This is a genomic window from Nocardiopsis nanhaiensis, assembly GCF_054778635.1.
The window spans coordinates 1-14,864 of record NZ_BAAGZJ010000078.1; the positions used below are offsets into that span (position 1 = coordinate 1).

General features: G+C 68.8%; 14 protein-coding genes. 5 read left to right on the top strand and 9 right to left on the bottom strand.

The features are described 5' to 3' along the window. A partial coding sequence (locus ACYVD1_RS27405; protein WP_460777377.1) for an HNH endonuclease signature motif containing protein occupies positions 1-356 on the top strand: 356 nt, incomplete at its 5' end. Between the two features lie 727 nt (positions 357-1,083). Here the strand turns inward: ACYVD1_RS27405 and alc are convergent. The 6 genes from alc to uraD all read right to left on the bottom strand — a co-directional run bounded on the left by alc (position 1,084) and on the right by uraD (position 7,208). Next, a complete protein-coding gene (alc, locus tag ACYVD1_RS27410; protein ID WP_460777378.1) occupies positions 1,084-2,211 on the bottom strand; it encodes an allantoicase in 1,128 nt (375 codons plus the stop codon). A gap of 87 nt (positions 2,212-2,298) precedes the next feature. Continuing rightward, complete coding sequence (locus tag ACYVD1_RS27415) at positions 2,299-3,237, bottom strand: LysR family transcriptional regulator (protein ID WP_460777379.1); 939 nt, start codon at positions 3,235-3,237, stop codon at positions 2,299-2,301. A gap of 118 nt (positions 3,238-3,355) precedes the next feature. Next, positions 3,356-4,861, bottom strand: a complete 1,506-nt coding sequence (locus ACYVD1_RS27420) for a nucleobase:cation symporter-2 family protein (protein WP_460777380.1) — start codon at positions 4,859-4,861, stop codon at positions 3,356-3,358. A 299-nt stretch (positions 4,862-5,160) separates the two neighbouring features. After that, positions 5,161-6,057 (bottom strand): factor-independent urate hydroxylase, encoded by an 897-nt coding sequence (pucL, locus tag ACYVD1_RS27425; protein WP_460777381.1) that lies wholly within the window; start codon positions 6,055-6,057, stop codon positions 5,161-5,163. A 255-nt stretch (positions 6,058-6,312) separates the two neighbouring features. Beyond that, positions 6,313-6,657, bottom strand: coding sequence for a hydroxyisourate hydrolase (gene uraH / locus ACYVD1_RS27430; RefSeq protein WP_460777382.1), 345 nt, complete (start codon positions 6,655-6,657; stop codon positions 6,313-6,315). Then, positions 6,654-7,208, bottom strand: a complete 555-nt coding sequence (uraD, locus tag ACYVD1_RS27435; protein WP_460777383.1) for a 2-oxo-4-hydroxy-4-carboxy-5-ureidoimidazoline decarboxylase — start codon at positions 7,206-7,208, stop codon at positions 6,654-6,656. Before uraD ends, uraH begins: the two co-directional genes overlap by 4 nt. 407 nt (positions 7,209-7,615) lie before the next feature. Between uraD and ACYVD1_RS27440 the strand changes: the two genes are divergently transcribed. From ACYVD1_RS27440 to gcl, 3 genes are all read left to right on the top strand, one after another. Continuing rightward, entirely contained in the window at positions 7,616-8,413 is a 798-nt protein-coding gene (locus ACYVD1_RS27440; RefSeq protein ID WP_460777384.1) for a hydroxypyruvate isomerase family protein, read from the top strand. Between the two features lie 42 nt (positions 8,414-8,455). Further along, entirely contained in the window at positions 8,456-9,358 is a 903-nt protein-coding gene (locus tag ACYVD1_RS27445; RefSeq protein WP_460777410.1) for a 2-hydroxy-3-oxopropionate reductase, read from the top strand. Positions 9,359-9,527: 169 nt separating this feature from the next. Beyond that, positions 9,528-11,243: a glyoxylate carboligase gene (gene gcl, locus ACYVD1_RS27450; RefSeq protein WP_460777385.1), complete on the top strand. Its 1,716-nt coding sequence runs from the start codon at positions 9,528-9,530 to the stop codon at positions 11,241-11,243. 183 nt (positions 11,244-11,426) lie between these two features. Here the strand turns inward: gcl and ACYVD1_RS27455 are convergent, their stop codons facing one another. Together ACYVD1_RS27455 and ACYVD1_RS27460 are read right to left on the bottom strand one after the other, a co-directional pair. Beyond that, complete coding sequence (locus tag ACYVD1_RS27455) at positions 11,427-11,831, bottom strand: PIN domain-containing protein (protein WP_460777386.1); 405 nt, start codon at positions 11,829-11,831, stop codon at positions 11,427-11,429. Beyond that, positions 11,828-12,046: a type II toxin-antitoxin system VapB family antitoxin gene (locus ACYVD1_RS27460; RefSeq protein WP_460777387.1), complete on the bottom strand. Its 219-nt coding sequence runs from the start codon at positions 12,044-12,046 to the stop codon at positions 11,828-11,830. Before ACYVD1_RS27460 ends, ACYVD1_RS27455 begins: the two co-directional genes overlap by 4 nt. 539 nt (positions 12,047-12,585) lie before the next feature. Between ACYVD1_RS27460 and leuA the strand changes: the two genes are divergently transcribed. After that, positions 12,586-14,286 carry a 2-isopropylmalate synthase gene (gene leuA, locus ACYVD1_RS27465; protein ID WP_460777388.1) on the top strand — a complete coding sequence of 567 codons (1,701 nt, stop codon included), beginning with the start codon at positions 12,586-12,588 and terminating at the stop codon, positions 14,284-14,286. Between the two features lie 68 nt (positions 14,287-14,354). Here leuA and ACYVD1_RS27470 read toward each other — a convergent pair whose 3' ends face one another. After that, positions 14,355-14,816, bottom strand: a complete 462-nt coding sequence (locus ACYVD1_RS27470) for a GNAT family N-acetyltransferase (RefSeq protein ID WP_460777389.1) — start codon at positions 14,814-14,816, stop codon at positions 14,355-14,357. Positions 14,817-14,864 lie beyond the last annotated feature (48 nt).

Genomic DNA, 14,864 nt, shown 5'->3' on the forward strand with positions numbered 1-14,864 from the left:
GCCTGGTGGTGGAGCAGAAGAGCGGGCAGGTGTTGGATGTGGGCCGCTCGTGCCGGTTGGCTCCGCCCAAGATCCGGGCGGCCGCCTTCCACGGCCACACGTCCTGCGCCTGGCAGTACGGGTGCGATGTGCCCCTGCCCTGGACGCAGGCTGATCACATCGTGGAGTTCTGGCAGGGCGGCACCACCAGCGCCGCTAACATCCAGCCGTTGTGTGCGACCCATAACCAGATCAAGCACCGGTGGGCGGTACGCACCGCCCACCGGATGTGGTCGGGCCGCAACCGAAGCCGCACCCGGGGTGGGGACACGGATACGGGTGGGGATGGGGACCCAGCCCCACACCGGCACCCGTAACCATCCACCCCCAACAAGCCTCCACCCGCTTGCGCCGGGCCGCTACCCCCACGTGGCCAGAACCCGACCCGGCCCCTGGCCCCGCCCTGCCCTCGGGGTGCCGTTCCCGGCCCTCGACCCCCGCCACCCCCGGGGGGTGAGCCCTGGTCCTAGAGTCACTCTCACCCCTGTTTTTGCTTCTAACAGGGGGGTTCGCTGCGCACCATGACCAGCCGCGACACCCGACCCGTCACAGCTCCGGCGCAGGGGCAGGAATCGGCCCCCGGACGAAGGCCGGGGCAGTTCGCCGCACACCAGGACCAGCCGCGACACCCCCAACCGTCAACGCTCCGGCGGAGTGGCGGCTGACGGCCGCCAGGCCGTGCTTGTGCCGTAGGGCCCCTTCGGGCCCAACGGGCCCATCGCCTCCCCGACCACACGTCCCCCGTTTCCTGATAGCCGCCGACCCGCCGTCGCAGCGAAGCGGGTCAAGGTGGAGCGCCACTGACGCGCGAAGCGCTCGATGGCGACGACCTTGAGGCGCGCAGCGGAGACGGCCACCATCGGGCGGCAGGAAACGGGGAAACCACCCGCACTTGCAGGGGTCCCGCACTTGCAGGGGTCCCGCACCCGTAGTCGCACCGGGCCCGGTCGTCTGCACTCGAGCTTGACGTCCCGGGACAGGGTGGAGAGGGCGGGCACTCTGATGCACTGACACGCGCCCGTCCCCCCATCTGGTGGTGCCGATCTAACCGCGGGAGGCTTCCCAGCGGTTGCGGAGGTCCTTCTGACCGGTCTCGGTGAGGGTGCCAAAGACGTTCAGGCGGGCCATCCCGCCGTCGGGGAAGACGTCGGTGCGCACGTGCGTCACGGTGACCGGCTGGTCCAGGACGAAGCGGTGGGCGCTGTCCGGCTGGAGAGCCGTGCGGCCCACGATCTCGAACCACTCGTCCGGGTTCTGCGAGTGCGCGTCACAGCCCAGGATCGTCACCCAGCCCGCGGAGTTGCCCTTGAGGTAGGCGGTGTCCAACTCGATGGCGCGCACTGAGGCCTGGGCGGTGAGCCGGAAGCGCACCCAGTCGTTGCCGGTGTCGCGACGGCGGCGGTTCTCCCATCCGTCGTCCATCTTGTGCGAGCGGCCCGGCAGGATGATGTTTTCCGGCGAGGAGTAGAAGCGGTCCGAGGCGTCCTCGACCACGCCGCCGTTGACCAGGGCGGCGACGTCGAAACCGCCGAGAGCGGCCAGCCAGGCCGGGTCGGCGACGTGCTCGCCGTAAACGCGCAGCCGTGCGACACCGCCGTCGGGGAACTGCTTGAGGCGCAGGTGGGTCCACCTGCGCTGGAGGTCCACCTTGAAGCCGTTCTCGGCGTGCCCGTACACCGGGGTGCGCGCGACGATCTCCGTCCACTCAGCGGCGAGGAGTTCGTCGGTGGTGGGCGTACCCTCCACGTGCGCGGCCTCGACACTGATCTCGGTGGGGTGATTGCCGCGGAAGTGCGCGGTGTCCACGACCAGCCCGCGGATGACCCCGGGCAGGGCGAGGCGCACCAGCGCCCAGTCGTGGTCCTCGGCGGTGGGGTGCGGCTGGTCGGCGCTCACACCGCGGCGGCGACGGGTCTCCCAGCCGTCCATGACCTTGCCCTTGTGCCCGAAGTGGTGCGGGTCGAACACCGCGGGCTCGGTCCGGAGCAGGTTCTCGCGGTGGGCGAAGAACTCGTCGTTTGCGGCGACGACGCCAGCGCCCAAGCGGCGGTCGGCGAGGTCGACGAGGCCGGAGAAGTCCAGCTCGGTCTTCCGGAAGTCGCCGTAGGGGTTGCCGCCCGGGTACGGCTGGGCGTTGTAGTCACGGGGGTCGAAGGGCTGGGCCTGGCTCACGGTTCTCCTGTCACTGTCTCGGGTGGGACCTTTCCAGAGTCGCAGGGGAAACCGATTACTTCCAGCGAAAGTTTTTGATCAGTATGTTCACTTGATCTGAACATTTGTCGTGGCGAGATCTGCGGCGGTCTCCGCCAGTGCCCGGAGTGCGACGGCGATCTGCGGTCGTTCACCCGCACCCGAACGCACGGCCGTGACCACGTGGCGGCGCGGCTGGTCCGCGTGCGGGGTGCGTAGCGCCACCCCTGGGACGTCGTTGGTGGCGGCCAGCCGCGGGATCAGCGCCACGCCCATCCCCGCGGCCACCATGTCGAGGATGGCCCGCCAATCGGAAGCCACGTGGGCTTGTTCCGGAACGAAGCCCGCTTGGGCGCAGGTCGCGATGGTGATGTCCCGCCATGGGCCGGAGGCCCCGTAGATCCATGGCTCCTCGGCCAGGTCGCGCAGCCGCAGCGCCGGTGCGGTGGCCAGTCGGTGCTGGGTCGGCAGGGCCACGTCCAACGGGTCGGTGAGGAGCTCGGAGCGGTCGTAGCGGCCGTCGTGCCCGGTCGGGGCCTGCGCGGCCAGGGACAGACCGATGTCGATCTCGCCTGCGGCGAGCAGCTCGTACACCTCGGCCGCCTCGGCCTGGTGCACGCGGGTCCGCAGGCCGGGGTGGGCCCTGCGCAGGGCGTTCAGTGCGGGGACCACGAGGCTCGGGATGGCGGTGGCGAAGGTGCCGACACGGACGCGTCCGGCCTCACCGCGCACGAACCCGCCCAGCTCGGCCTCGGCCCGCTCCAGCTGGGCCAGCACGATGTCGGTGTGCCGAAGCAGCACGTGTGCGGCGTCGGTGAGACGTACCCGGCGGCCGTGCGCCTCCAGCAGGTCCACCCCCACTTGGTGGGAGAGGGACGAGAGCTGTTGGGAGACGGAGGAGGGCGTCATCGAGAGCGCCTCGGCCGTGGCCCTGACGGTTCCGAGCTCCTCGAGTGTGCGGAGCACGCGCAGCTTGCGCAGATCCCATTCGGTCACCTTCACAGGCATACCATTCGCCTCTGCTTAACAACAGCGGGGCGGGTGCACGGTCCTCGTGCACCCGCCCCGGGGGGAGCTCCGGATTCAGGGGGTGCTCCGGATCAGGGGATAGCGACCAGAGAGGGGGTCAGGTCCGCTCGGCGCGGCCGGCGTCCTCCTCGCCCCGGTAGGCAGCGCCCGCCTGGTCCGTGTACTTGGCCTCGCCCGGACCGGCGGACCCGATCTCCTCGCTGTCGATCTCGGCGGGGGAGTCCGCCGGACCGCGGCCGATCACGTTGAAGCAGATGTTCAGCAGGATCGAGACGACGGCCGCACCGATGATGCCCGAGTGGGCCACCAGCTCGACCGACTCCGGAAGGAAGGCGTAGAAGGTCGGGTAGGCCAGCGGGACGACCGCCACACCGATGGAGGTGGCCACCAGCACCAGGTTGAGGTTGTTGGTGAAGTCCACCTTGGTCAGGGTCTTGATCCCGCTCGCCGCCACGGTGCCGAACAGGACCAGGCCCGCGCCGCCCAGGACGGGGGTGGGGATGGCCGCCATGACACCGCCCAGCACCGGGAACATGCCCAGCGCCAGGAGGATGCCCGCGCCCGTGGCCACCACGTACCGGCTGCGGATACCGGTCAGGGCGAGCAGGCCGATGTTCTGCGCGAAGGAGCTGGTGGGGGTGGCGGAGAAGATCGGGCCGATGATGGAGCCGCTCACGTCGGCGCGCAGACCGGCGGAGATGCGCTTGGCGTCCACCTTGGAACCGGTGATCTCGCCGACCGCGATGATGTGCGAGGCGCCTTCGGTCAGCACCACGAGCATGATGATGCACATGGTGACGATCGCGGCGATCTCGAACTGCGGCGCACCGAAGTAGAACACCGACGTGGGGTTGAAGACCAGGTCCGCCTCGCCGACCCGGCTGAAGTCCGCCATGCCGAACGGGATCGCGACGAGAGTGCCCACGACCAGGCCCAGGAGGATGGACAGTCGGCCCCAGATGCCGGGGAAGACCCTGGAACCGACGAGGATGACCGCGAGGGTCAGCCCGGCCAGGGCGAGGTTGCCCATGGGGGCGGCCGGGACCGTGGAGCCGTCGTCCACGACGGTGGTGGCGTCGTCCATGATCCAGCGGGCGGCCACCGGCATCAGGCTGACGCCGATGACGGTGATGATCGTGCCCGTGACGATCGGCGGGAAGAAGCGGATGAGCTGCCCGAAGAACGGGGTCAGGGCAAGGGCGAACACACCTGCGGCGATGGACGCGCCGAAGGCGACGGGCAGGTTCTCGCCGTCCTGGCCGGCGGCCAGGGTGGCGATGGCGCTGACGGGGACGAAGGAACACGCAACGACGATCGGCATCTGGGCGCCGACCCGTCGGTGCCCCATCGTCTGGAGGAGCGTGGCGATACCCGCAACCAGGAGCGCGCCGCTGACGAGGATTCCCATGGCGGCGGGGTCGTTCGCGAGCCCAGCGGCGGCGCCGATGACGAGGGCCGGTGCCACCGCACCGGCGTACATGGTGAGGATGTGCTGGAGCCCGTAGACGAGGAGCAGCCGTGCCGGCAGCTTCTCGTCCTCGGGACGTGCGGGGGTCGTGGCGTTCGTTGTGGCCGAGTCCTTCGCGGACGGACTGTTCGACATGGCCAGTTTCCAGCCTTTGCGATGTGGGGTCACCGGGAAGAGGTGACCGGCTGTCTCGGACGTGCGTCGGTGACGTGCGTCCGGTGTTGTCGCGCCGACCCGCGGATGCCCCTGTTTTCGGGCACGGCGAAGGCCGGTGTGGCCCACCAGCGGTGGGTAGGCGAGGATGCCTCGGGTGTTCGGACCCGTGACGTGGGGGAGTCCGGGGCCCGGCCGCACGCGCGGGCCCCGGCGTTCAGGGGGCTCCGAAGAGCACCGGGGGTGGTCTCAGGATCACCGCCCGGCGGGGGAGACAGGTGTTAGAGGAAGCCCGGGACGGTCTTCCAGGCGTCGCCCGCGCTGGGGGCGTCGTCCCGTTCGACCGTGGCCTCGATCTTGCCGTAGGGCCGGTCCGCGGCGAAGAAGACCTCGTTGGGGTTGTCCAGGCCGAACGGGGAGAGGTCCACCAGGAAGTGGTGGTTGTTCGGCATGGAGAAGCGGATCTCCGCGATCTCCGGGTGCGCCTCCAGGACGGCCTTGCCCATCGCGTAGAGCGTCTGCTGCAGGGCGAGGCTGTGCGTCTCGGCGAAGGCCTCCAGGCACAGGGCGCGGACCGAGGTGTAGACCTTGTCGAAGTCGTGCTCGTTGCCGACGTAGCGCCAGCGGGCGGAGACGTCGGTGGCGAGGATCCGGTCGGTGACCTCGGGCAGGGTGGTGTACCGGGTCTTCGGGTAGCCGTGGAACTCCGAACCGGTGGATTTGAGGACGGTGAGGCCTTCGAAGCCGGAGACCACCCACTCCTTGTCGCCGTCCTTGTTGACGACGGTGGTGCGGGTCTCAGCGCCGCGGCGCGAGAAGGCGTGGTCGTGCGGGCCCTTTTCGGTGGCGATCCGGTCCCAGGAGTACTCCTCGATCTCCTGGCGGGCGCCATGCACGTACTCGTGCTCGTCCACGAAGTGCCGGGCCAGGCGCAGGGCGAAGTCCTCGATCGCGCCGACGCCGCCCCACTCGCGGGCCTTGGCGTAGACGGTGTTCTTCTGCGTGTCCGTCGGCAGACACTTGGCGTTGTCGCCGACCGTGTGGACATCCTCCAGGTCGCCGCGGAGCTGGGAGGTGACGTTGACATCCTTGATCTGGTGGACGTCGGTGTCGCGCTGGACGTGGACGAGGCGGACCTCGGCCTTGCCGTACTGGTTGTCTCCGAGTCTGATGCCCATCAGGGTGAACTCCATCCGTATGGATTCGGTTTCATCGCTCGCGCCGCGCGCAGAACTCGCGCCGGTGCGCTGTGCGTATGAGGGAGGACCGCTGTGGTCGTGCGGAAGGACCTGTCACGCACTCGAAGAGGGTGGGGTGTTACGGCTGGGGTGGGGCCAGGCTGTTCTCCTTCGCTGGTTGGACCGGACCGGGGTGGGGAAACCTCGTGCTGCTCCGGCGCCGCTCAGTGCTGGGCGCGGTACTGAGGGCTGGGGCTACGAACCCCGGTAGGTCGAGTAGGCGAACGGGCTCAGCAGCAGCGGCACGTGGTAGTGCTGGTCCTCCTCGGCGAGGTCGAACACGATGCTGACCTCGGGGTAGAACCCGCGCTGGCCGGTCGCGGTGAAGTAGGCCTCAGTGTCGAAGACGACGCGGTAGTAGCCGGCGGACAACTGGTCCGGGCCCAGGTCGGGCACGCGCCCGTCACTGTTGGTGCGGCCTTCGGCGACGGTCTTCCATGAGGTGCGGTCGCCGTCGGCGGCGGCCTCCAGGCGGACCGGGACGTCGCGGGCCGGGGCACCCAGGGCGGCGTCCAGGATGTGGGTGGTCACGTGGCTCATGCTGCCTCCAGGAGTTTGACCAGGCGGAGCCCGGAGATCTTGCGGAGCTCCTCGCCGACCACGGACAGTTCGGTGTCGCGGTCGTTGTCCAGGCGGGCGACCAGGTCCGCGAGGAGCTCGCGACTGCTGCGGCCGCTCGCGCAGACGAGGTAGATCTGCCCGAACCTTTCCTCGTACTCACCTTGTGCGAACGTGAAGATTCGCTGGACCCTCGCGGAGGCGTCGTCGGTGTCCGCGGCGAAGGCGGACTGCTCCCCCCGGGACCAGGCGGACTCGGTGTCGGCCCCCTTGGCCTTCTCTCCGATGCGGGGGTGCCGGTCCAGGGCCGTGGCGACCTCGTCCGCAGTGATCGCCCGCGCGTGCCCGTCCGCGGTCGCGAGCAGGGCGTCGCGGTCGGCGAAGGGCGCCTCAGACGCGACGGCCTCCACCCAGCGGTCCACGTTCAGGCACTGCGCGAGTTCGGTGCGCAGGTCCTCCTTGGACAGGGTGTTCAGACGCGCCAGTCCCGGGTCGGGCGCTCTTCCCGACTCGTCCGGGGTGGTCTCGGGCATGTGTTCTCCCGTGGCTGGGCCGACGCACCGAGCTTCGCCGGAGGGGCGGGGCTAGATGAATCGGCCGTGTCTTTTCGTAAAGCAGATAGCTGATTCCGTATTACGGATTGGGGGGACTCTAGTTGATGACAGTGTGAGCTTGTCAACACTCACAAGGGGGTAGCGAAGAAAAACTGTGGAATCTGTCTCCCCTGGCGAAGAAGTCGTGAAGTTCCTGCGTGCTGATGGGGCAGGCGGGGCCTGTGGGGTTGCGCCAAGGGGTGCGGAGGCGGGCTGAGGGGTGCGCCCGGGTGGATGTCGGTGCGAAGGGGTGGTTGACAAGCGCAGGTGGTCCGGCCCACACTCAATACATTCCTTAAAGTGAAAACTACTTTCCACACAGCGGAAGTAGATGCCGGAGGCAATGCATGAGCCACACACTCGGATACACGGTGAACTGCTCCCTGCTGTTCACGGAACTCCCCCTCAACGAGCGCCCCCAGGCCGCACGCGACGCGGGCTTCCACGCTGTCGAGTTCTGGTGGCCCTTCGAGAGCGCGACCCCCGAACAGAGCGAGATCGACGCCTTCGTCAATGCCCTCGACAGCGCGGGCGTCCGCCTCAGCGGCCTCAACTTCTTCGCCGGCCAGCTCCCCGGCCCCGACCGCGGCGTACTCTCGCACCCCTCCCGCGCCGCCGAGTTCCTCGCCAACACCGAAGTGGTCGCCCAGATCGCCGAGCGCACCGGCGCCACCGGCTTCAACGCCCTCTACGGCCTGCGCCAGGACGGGGTCGACCCCGCCGAGCAGGACCGGCTCGCCCTCGACAACACCGTCGCCGCCGCCAAGGCGGTTGCCAAGGTCGGCGGCACCGTGCTCGTCGAGCCCATCAGCGGCTCCGACGACTACCCGCTCAAGACAGCTGCGGAAGGCCTCGCCTTCGTCGCCAAGGTCAAGGAGGCCGGCGTCGAGAACGTGGCGTTCCTCGCCGACTTCTTCCACCTCGCCGTCAACGGTGAGGACGTCGCCGCGGTGGTCCGGGACCACGCCGCCGAGTTCGGGCACATCCAGATCGCCGACGCCCCCGGCCGCGGCGAGCCCGGCTCCGGCGAGCTCCCCCTCGGCGAGCTCCTCTCCGCCGCCCAAGCCGGCGGCTACCGGGGCTTGGTCGGCCTGGAGTACAAGCCCACCGTCCCTACCACCCAGAGCTTCGGCTGGCTGGGCTGACCCGCCCGCGCCGACCACGCCGACCACCAGCCACACACCAGACTGAAAGGGGCCGTCATGGCCATTAGGAAGATCGCCTTCGTCGGTCTCGGCATCATGGGCCTGCCCATGGCCGTCAACCTCGTCCGCGCCGGATACACCGTCACCGGCCACAACCGCAGCCCCGAGCGCGTCGACGCCCTGGTCGCCGAGGGCGGCCTGCGCGGCGGCAGCATCGCGGAGGCCGTCGCCGACGCCGACGCCGTCATCACGATGGTCCCCGACTCCCCGGACGTGGAAGCCGTCCTCACGGGTGAGGGCGGGGTCTTCGACAACGCCAAGCCCGGCACGCTGGTCATCGACATGAGCAGCATCCGTCCCGACGTGGCCCGAGCGGTCGCGGCCGCCGGCGCCGACCGGGGCCTCAAGGTCCTGGACGCCCCGGTCAGCGGCGGCGAGGCCGGTGCCGTCGAAGCCAAGCTCTCCATCATGGTCGGTGGCGCCCAGGACGACTTCGAGGCCGCGCGCCCCGTCTTCGACGTCCTCGGGACCACCCCTGTCCTGGTCGGCCCGAGCGGTTCCGGCCAGACGGTCAAGGCTGCCAACCAGCTCATCGTTGCTGGCAACATCCAGCTCCTCGCCGAAGCGCTCGTCTTCCTCGAGGCGCACGGCGTGGACACCGAGTCCGGCCTGGAGGTCCTGGGCGGCGGGCTCGCGGGCAGCACCGTGCTCCAGCGCAAGGGCAAGGCCATGCGTGAGCGCAACTTCGCTCCCGGCTTCCGGGTCGCCTTGCACGACAAGGACATGCGCATCGTCACCGACTCCGCCCACGCGGCCGGGGTCGCGGTCCCGCTGGGCTCCCAGGTGGCGCAGTACGTGGCCGCGCTCAAGAACCAGGGCAACGGCTCCCTCGACCACTCCGCGCTGCTGAAGCTCGTCGAGGAACTCTCCGGCCGCGAGAAGTAACGGACGCCGTCACCGGGGCGCCGCCGTCGTCCCCCGGGTGTTGGCCCACCCGGGGGCTCCGGCGACGCGCCGCCCCACCCCCTAGCACCCGCCTCTGGCACCACCCTTAGCACTGCCTTCCGGCACACCCCACCACACCAGCCACCCCAGCACTGAAGGGTTCGCTCCCATGGCGAAAATGCCCGCGATGAACGCCGTCGTGGAGGTTCTCAAGGACGAGGGCGTCGACACCGCGTTCGGCTGCCCCGGCGCCGCGATCCTCCCGCTCTACAAGGCGATGGAGGACGTGGGGGGCATCGAGCACCTCACCGTCCGCCACGAGGAAGGCGCCACGCACATGGCCGACGGCTGGTCGCGCACGACCGGCAGGGTCGGCGTGGCCATCGGCACCTCCGGCCCGGCCGGGACCAACATGATCACCGGCCTGTACACCGCGATCGCCGACTCGATCCCGATGATCTGCATCACCGGCCAGCAGCGCACTGACCTGCTCGACAAGGAGGGCTTCCAGGCGGTCGACATCGTCGAGATCGCCAAGCCCGTCACCAAATGGGCCGTCCAGATCAAGGAGGCGGCCACCGCCCCGTGGATCTTCCGCGAGGCCTTCCGGATCTCCCAGGAGGGCCGTCCCGGACCGGTCCTGGTCGACATCCCCTTGGACGTGGCCCAGCAGCTCATCGACTACGACCCGTCTATCGACGCCGCGCTCAAGATCAACACGGTGGAGCCGCACCTGCCCCGCGTCGAGCGCGCGCTGGACCTGCTGCTGGAGGCCGAGCGGCCGCTCATCCTCGCCGGCGGCGGCGTGATCCTGGCCGAGGCCTCCGACGGCCTGCGCGAACTGGCTGAGTACCTCCAGGTCCCGGTCCAGGTCACCCTCATGGGCAAGGGCTCCTTCGACGAGGAGTCGCCCCTGTACTCCGGCATGACCGGTGTGCAGACCTCTCAGCGCTACGGTAACGCCTCCTTCCTGGAGTCGGATCTGGTCCTGGCTGTGGGTGCCCGCTTCGCCGACCGCCACACCGGCCAGATCGACGTCTACCGGGGCGAGCGCAAGTTCATCCACGTGGACATCGAGGCCACCCAGATCGGCCGGGTCTTCGAGCCGGACCTGGGCGTGGTCTCCGACGCCAAGCTGTTCCTCCAGGAGCTGCTCGCCGCCGCCAAGCGCCGCGAGGCCAAGGCCCAGGTGGGCGCCTGGATCGACCGGGTCGGCGAGCTCAAGACCACCATGACCCGCCGCGAGGACTTCGACTCGGTCCCGGTGAAGGCGCCGCGCGTCTACAAGGAGATCAACGAGGCCTTCGACGAGGACACCTACTTCGTCACCGCGATCGGCCTGTACCAGATCTGGGGCGGCCAGCACCAGAAGGCGTACAAGCCGCGCCACTACCAGATCTGCGGTCAGGCGGGCCCGCTCGGCTGGGAGATCCCCGCAGCCATCGGTGTGAAGAAGGCCCTCAAGCACACTGAGCCGGACGCGGAGGTCGTCGGCATCGTCGGCGACTACAGCTTCCAGTACATGGTCGAGGAACTGGCGGTGGCCGCCCAGTACAACGTGCCGTACGTGATCATCATGCTCAACAACGAGTACCTGGGCCTGATCCGCCAGGCCTCGATCCCGTTCGACATGAACTACCAGGTGGACATCCACTACGACGAGTACGGCACCGACAGCGTCAAACTCATGGAGGCCTACGGCTGCTCCGGCCGCCGCGTCTGGGAACCGGGGGAGATCCGGGAGTCCCTGGAGTGGGCGCGAAAGCAGGCGCAGTCCACGTCGCGGCCGGTGCTCGTCGAGATCATGATCGAGCGCGAGGCCAACACCCCGCACGGCCCGGCGATCGACGCCGTCAAGGAGTTCGAGCCCCTCCCGGGGGCGTAGTTCCCGGTCAGGGCGCCAGGGCGCTCTGACCCTCCAAACCGCCGCGGGGCCGGACCTGCACCCCGGCCCCGCGGCTAGGCCCCCTCCGTGACCGGCAGGAGGGGGCCGCACCCTAACCCGAGGGGCGGCGGCGTTCTTCGCTGGCTCAACGCCGCCCCTCGGCTCAGTTGTCTCGGACGCCGATCAGACCCGGCGCACCTTCTGGCCGGTCACGCGAGCGATGGTCTCGAATTCGTTGTCGTCGTGCAGCAGGGTGAGGCCGTGCATTTCGGCGCAAGCGGCCACGAGAAGGTCGACCGGGCCAGCGCTCCGGTGCTCGCCTCTCGTGGTGAGAAGGCGCTGCACCTCCCACGCGCGAGCGAAGGGAGGCTCTCCCATGTCGACAGGGAGCAGCATCCGGTTCAGCAGGTGCACCATGCGCTCGCGATGCCGTTCGGATCGCGCACTGTACAGGAACTCCAGTTCTGTGACAGGACAGACCGCGACCGTTCCGTGGACGATAGCGTGGTCCCACTCTTCGTTTCCTGATGGGCTGCGGTAGATGCGGGCCAGCGCACTGGTATCTACCAGGTAGACGGCTGGGTTCACCGCCGGTACTCCCGCTTGTCCTTCCACACGTCGGTGTCCGCGCCGTCCTGGGCCACTAGTTCGCGCATCTCGGCCAGTGCTGCGGCCCGGTCCAGTCTGCGCACGGTCTCTTGCAGAGCCGTGTTGACCGTGTCCTTCTTCGTCGTGGTTCCGAGTATCTCGGAGGCCCGGGCCAGTGCCTCGTCGTCGATGTCGATCAGGACCTTGCTCATCATCGAACCCCCCTCGTATATATACTCAAATCTAGTATATATACGCGTTGCGCAGGATCGGGCGCGAAGGCGCGAGAGAAGGAGATGGGGCGGAGAGAAGGATGTCCGTCGGCGGTACCGGCCTGGCAGCGGCGCGGCTTACGTGTCTTGCTCTGCGCGGCGATGGCGGCCTCGGGTGTTGGCCGCACCCTGGGTCCCGCCGACGGAATCCGTATGACCCCCCTAGCACTGAAGGGTTCGCCTCCAGGGTAACCGCTCCCGGCGATATCTTGAAGTCGAGGTACCTGTTTTGAACGATCATTTTGGATCAGTGGGGGCTGTGCGTCTCTCCGCTGGCCAGAGGAGTGGAGTCTCAATATGTGAGCGGTCGGTACCAGTTTTTCTCGACCGTCTGCTAGCGTGATGGTCGTTATGTTGCGCGAGCTGCTCCTCCTTAGTGGCCGCGGCGGGGATCGTTAAACGGTCGGCCCCTCGCCGCGGGACTTCGGCATGCCGTGTCGGCCACGTCACACCGCGCAACTTTCTTCGAGGAGCAACACCACATGGTGCCGCAGCAAAAGCCCAGCTCTATGCCTTTCCACCGTTACGAGCCCTTCGCTCCGGTGGACCTGCCCGACCGCACGTGGCCCACCAAGACCACCACCGAGGCTCCCCGCTGGCTGTCCACCGACCTGCGTGACGGCAACCAGGCGCTGATCGAGCCGATGGACTCCGACCGCAAGCACGAGATCTTCGATCTGCTGGTCCGCATGGGCTACAAGGAGATCGAGGTCGGTTTCCCCTCCGCCAGCCAGACCGACTTCGACTTCGTCCGGTCGCTGATCGAGAACGACCTGATCCCCGACGACGTACAGATCTCCGTGCTGACCCAGTCCCGCGAGGACCTGATCGAGCGCACCGTGCAGAGCCTGGTCGGCGCCAAGCGCGCCACCGTCCACCTGTACAACGCCACCGCGCCCACCTTCCGCCGTGTCGTCTTCAAGGTCGACCGCGAGGCCTGCAAGAACATCGCCGTCGAAGGCACGCGGGACGTGGTCCGCTTCGCCGAGCAGTACCTGGGCGACACCGAGTACTTCGGCTACCAGTACTCGCCGGAGATCTTCGTCGACACCGAGCTGGACTTCGCCCTGGAGGTCTGCGAGGCCGTCATGGACGTCTGGCAGCCCGGCCCGGGCCGCGAGATCATCCTGAACCTGCCCGCCACCGTCGAGCGCTCCACTCCCAACGTCTACGCCGACCAGATCGAGTGGATGAGCCGCAACCTGACGCGGCGCGAGCACGTGGTGCTGTCCGTGCACCCGCACAACGACCGCGGCACCGGCGTGGCCTCGGCGGAACTGGGCGTCATGGCCGGGGCCGACCGCGTCGAGGGCTGCCTGTTCGGCCACGGCGAGCGCACCGGCAACGTCTGCCTGGTCACCTTGGGCATGAACCTGTTCAGCCAGGGCGTCGACCCCAAGATCGACTTCTCCGACATCGACGAGATCCGCCGCACGGTCGAACACTGCACCCAGCTGCCCGTCGCACCCCGCCACCCCTACGGCGGCGACCTGGTCTACACGGCCTTCTCCGGATCCCACCAGGACGCCATCAAGAAGGGCTTCACCGCGCTGGAGGCCCGCGCCGAGGAAGCCGGGACCGACGTCGACGACTACACCTGGGACGTGCCCTACCTGCCCATCGACCCCAAGGACGTGGGACGCAACTACGAGGCGGTCATCCGGGTCAACAGCCAGTCCGGCAAGGGCGGCGTCTCCTACATCATGCAGCGCGACCACTCCCTGGATCTGCCGCGCCGTCTGCAGATCGAGTTCTCCCAGGTCATCCAGGGCTTCATGGACGCCGAAGGCGGCGAGTTCCCCGCCGACCGCATCTGGGACATCTTCACGGAGACCTACCTGTCTGACGAGGGCCCGGTCTCGGTCCTGGCCCACCGCTCCAGCACCTCGGAGGACGGCACCTACTCGATCGGGGCCGACGCCCGCGTCAATGGCGAGATCCGTGAACTGAAGGGCACCGGCAACGGTCCGATCTCCGCGTTCGGCGACGCGCTGGCCGACGTGGACTTCAAGGTGCGCGTCATGGACTACATCGAGCACTCCATGGGCGAGGACGGCGACGCCCGTGCCGCCGCCTACGTGGAAGCCGAGATCGACGGCCGTGTCGTGTGGGGCGTGGGCATCCACAGCAGCATCACGACGGCCTCGCTGAAGGCCGTGTGCAGCGCCATCGGCCGCGCCTGACCCACAGCGTCCAAGGTTGGAGAGGGGCCCGCAACCGACTGGTCGCGGGCCCCTCCGCGCGTATGGACTCACTGGTAGCGGCGGAAGCCGTCGGGGCACGGCTCGACCCCGCATGCGCGGTAGAAGTCGTGTACGTAGGCGTCCTCGGCGGCGAAGAGCATGATCTTGTAGCAGCCTTCGCGTGCGGCGACCCCACTCACGGCGTCCACGAACAGGCGGCCCACGCCCCGGCGGCGGTGGGTGTCGGACACGACGAGGTTCTCCAGGACCATGCGCGGCCGACCGCCCCGGCTCAGGTTCGGCATCACCACGTAGTCCACCGTGCCCAGCACCTCACCGGCGACGTCCTCGGCCACCAACAGGGACCTGCCGGCCTGTGCCTCGATCTCCGCCCATATCCGTGCGGCCTCAGCCTTAGACAGGGGAGGGTCCTCCGGGTACATCTCACCGAGGAGCCCCAGGACACAGGGCAGATCGGCGGCGGTAGCCGGGCGGACGACTGGGACCTGATCTTGGGTCGGGGCGTTCACGCGGATCACGTTATCGGCCGGACCAGCTGTCGACTCACCCTCCCACCA

What these genes read in the sequence shown, in the direction of transcription:
- ACYVD1_RS27415 (WP_460777379.1), bottom strand. Translation starts at nt 3,237, where the DNA reads ATGCCTGTGAAGGTGACCGAATGGGATCTGCGCAAGCTGCGCGTGCTC.
- ACYVD1_RS27420 (WP_460777380.1), bottom strand. Translation starts at nt 4,861, where the DNA reads ATGTCGAACAGTCCGTCCGCGAAGGACTCGGCCACAACGAACGCCACG.
- pucL (WP_460777381.1), bottom strand. Translation starts at nt 6,057, where the DNA reads ATGGGCATCAGACTCGGAGACAACCAGTACGGCAAGGCCGAGGTCCGC.
- uraH (WP_460777382.1), bottom strand. Translation starts at nt 6,657, where the DNA reads ATGAGCCACGTGACCACCCACATCCTGGACGCCGCCCTGGGTGCCCCG.
- uraD (WP_460777383.1), bottom strand. Translation starts at nt 7,208, where the DNA reads ATGCCCGAGACCACCCCGGACGAGTCGGGAAGAGCGCCCGACCCGGGA.
- ACYVD1_RS27440 (WP_460777384.1), top strand. Translation starts at nt 7,616, where the DNA reads ATGAGCCACACACTCGGATACACGGTGAACTGCTCCCTGCTGTTCACG.
- gcl (WP_460777385.1), top strand. Translation starts at nt 9,528, where the DNA reads ATGGCGAAAATGCCCGCGATGAACGCCGTCGTGGAGGTTCTCAAGGAC.
- ACYVD1_RS27460 (WP_460777387.1), bottom strand. Translation starts at nt 12,046, where the DNA reads ATGATGAGCAAGGTCCTGATCGACATCGACGACGAGGCACTGGCCCGG.
- leuA (WP_460777388.1), top strand. Translation starts at nt 12,586, where the DNA reads ATGGTGCCGCAGCAAAAGCCCAGCTCTATGCCTTTCCACCGTTACGAG.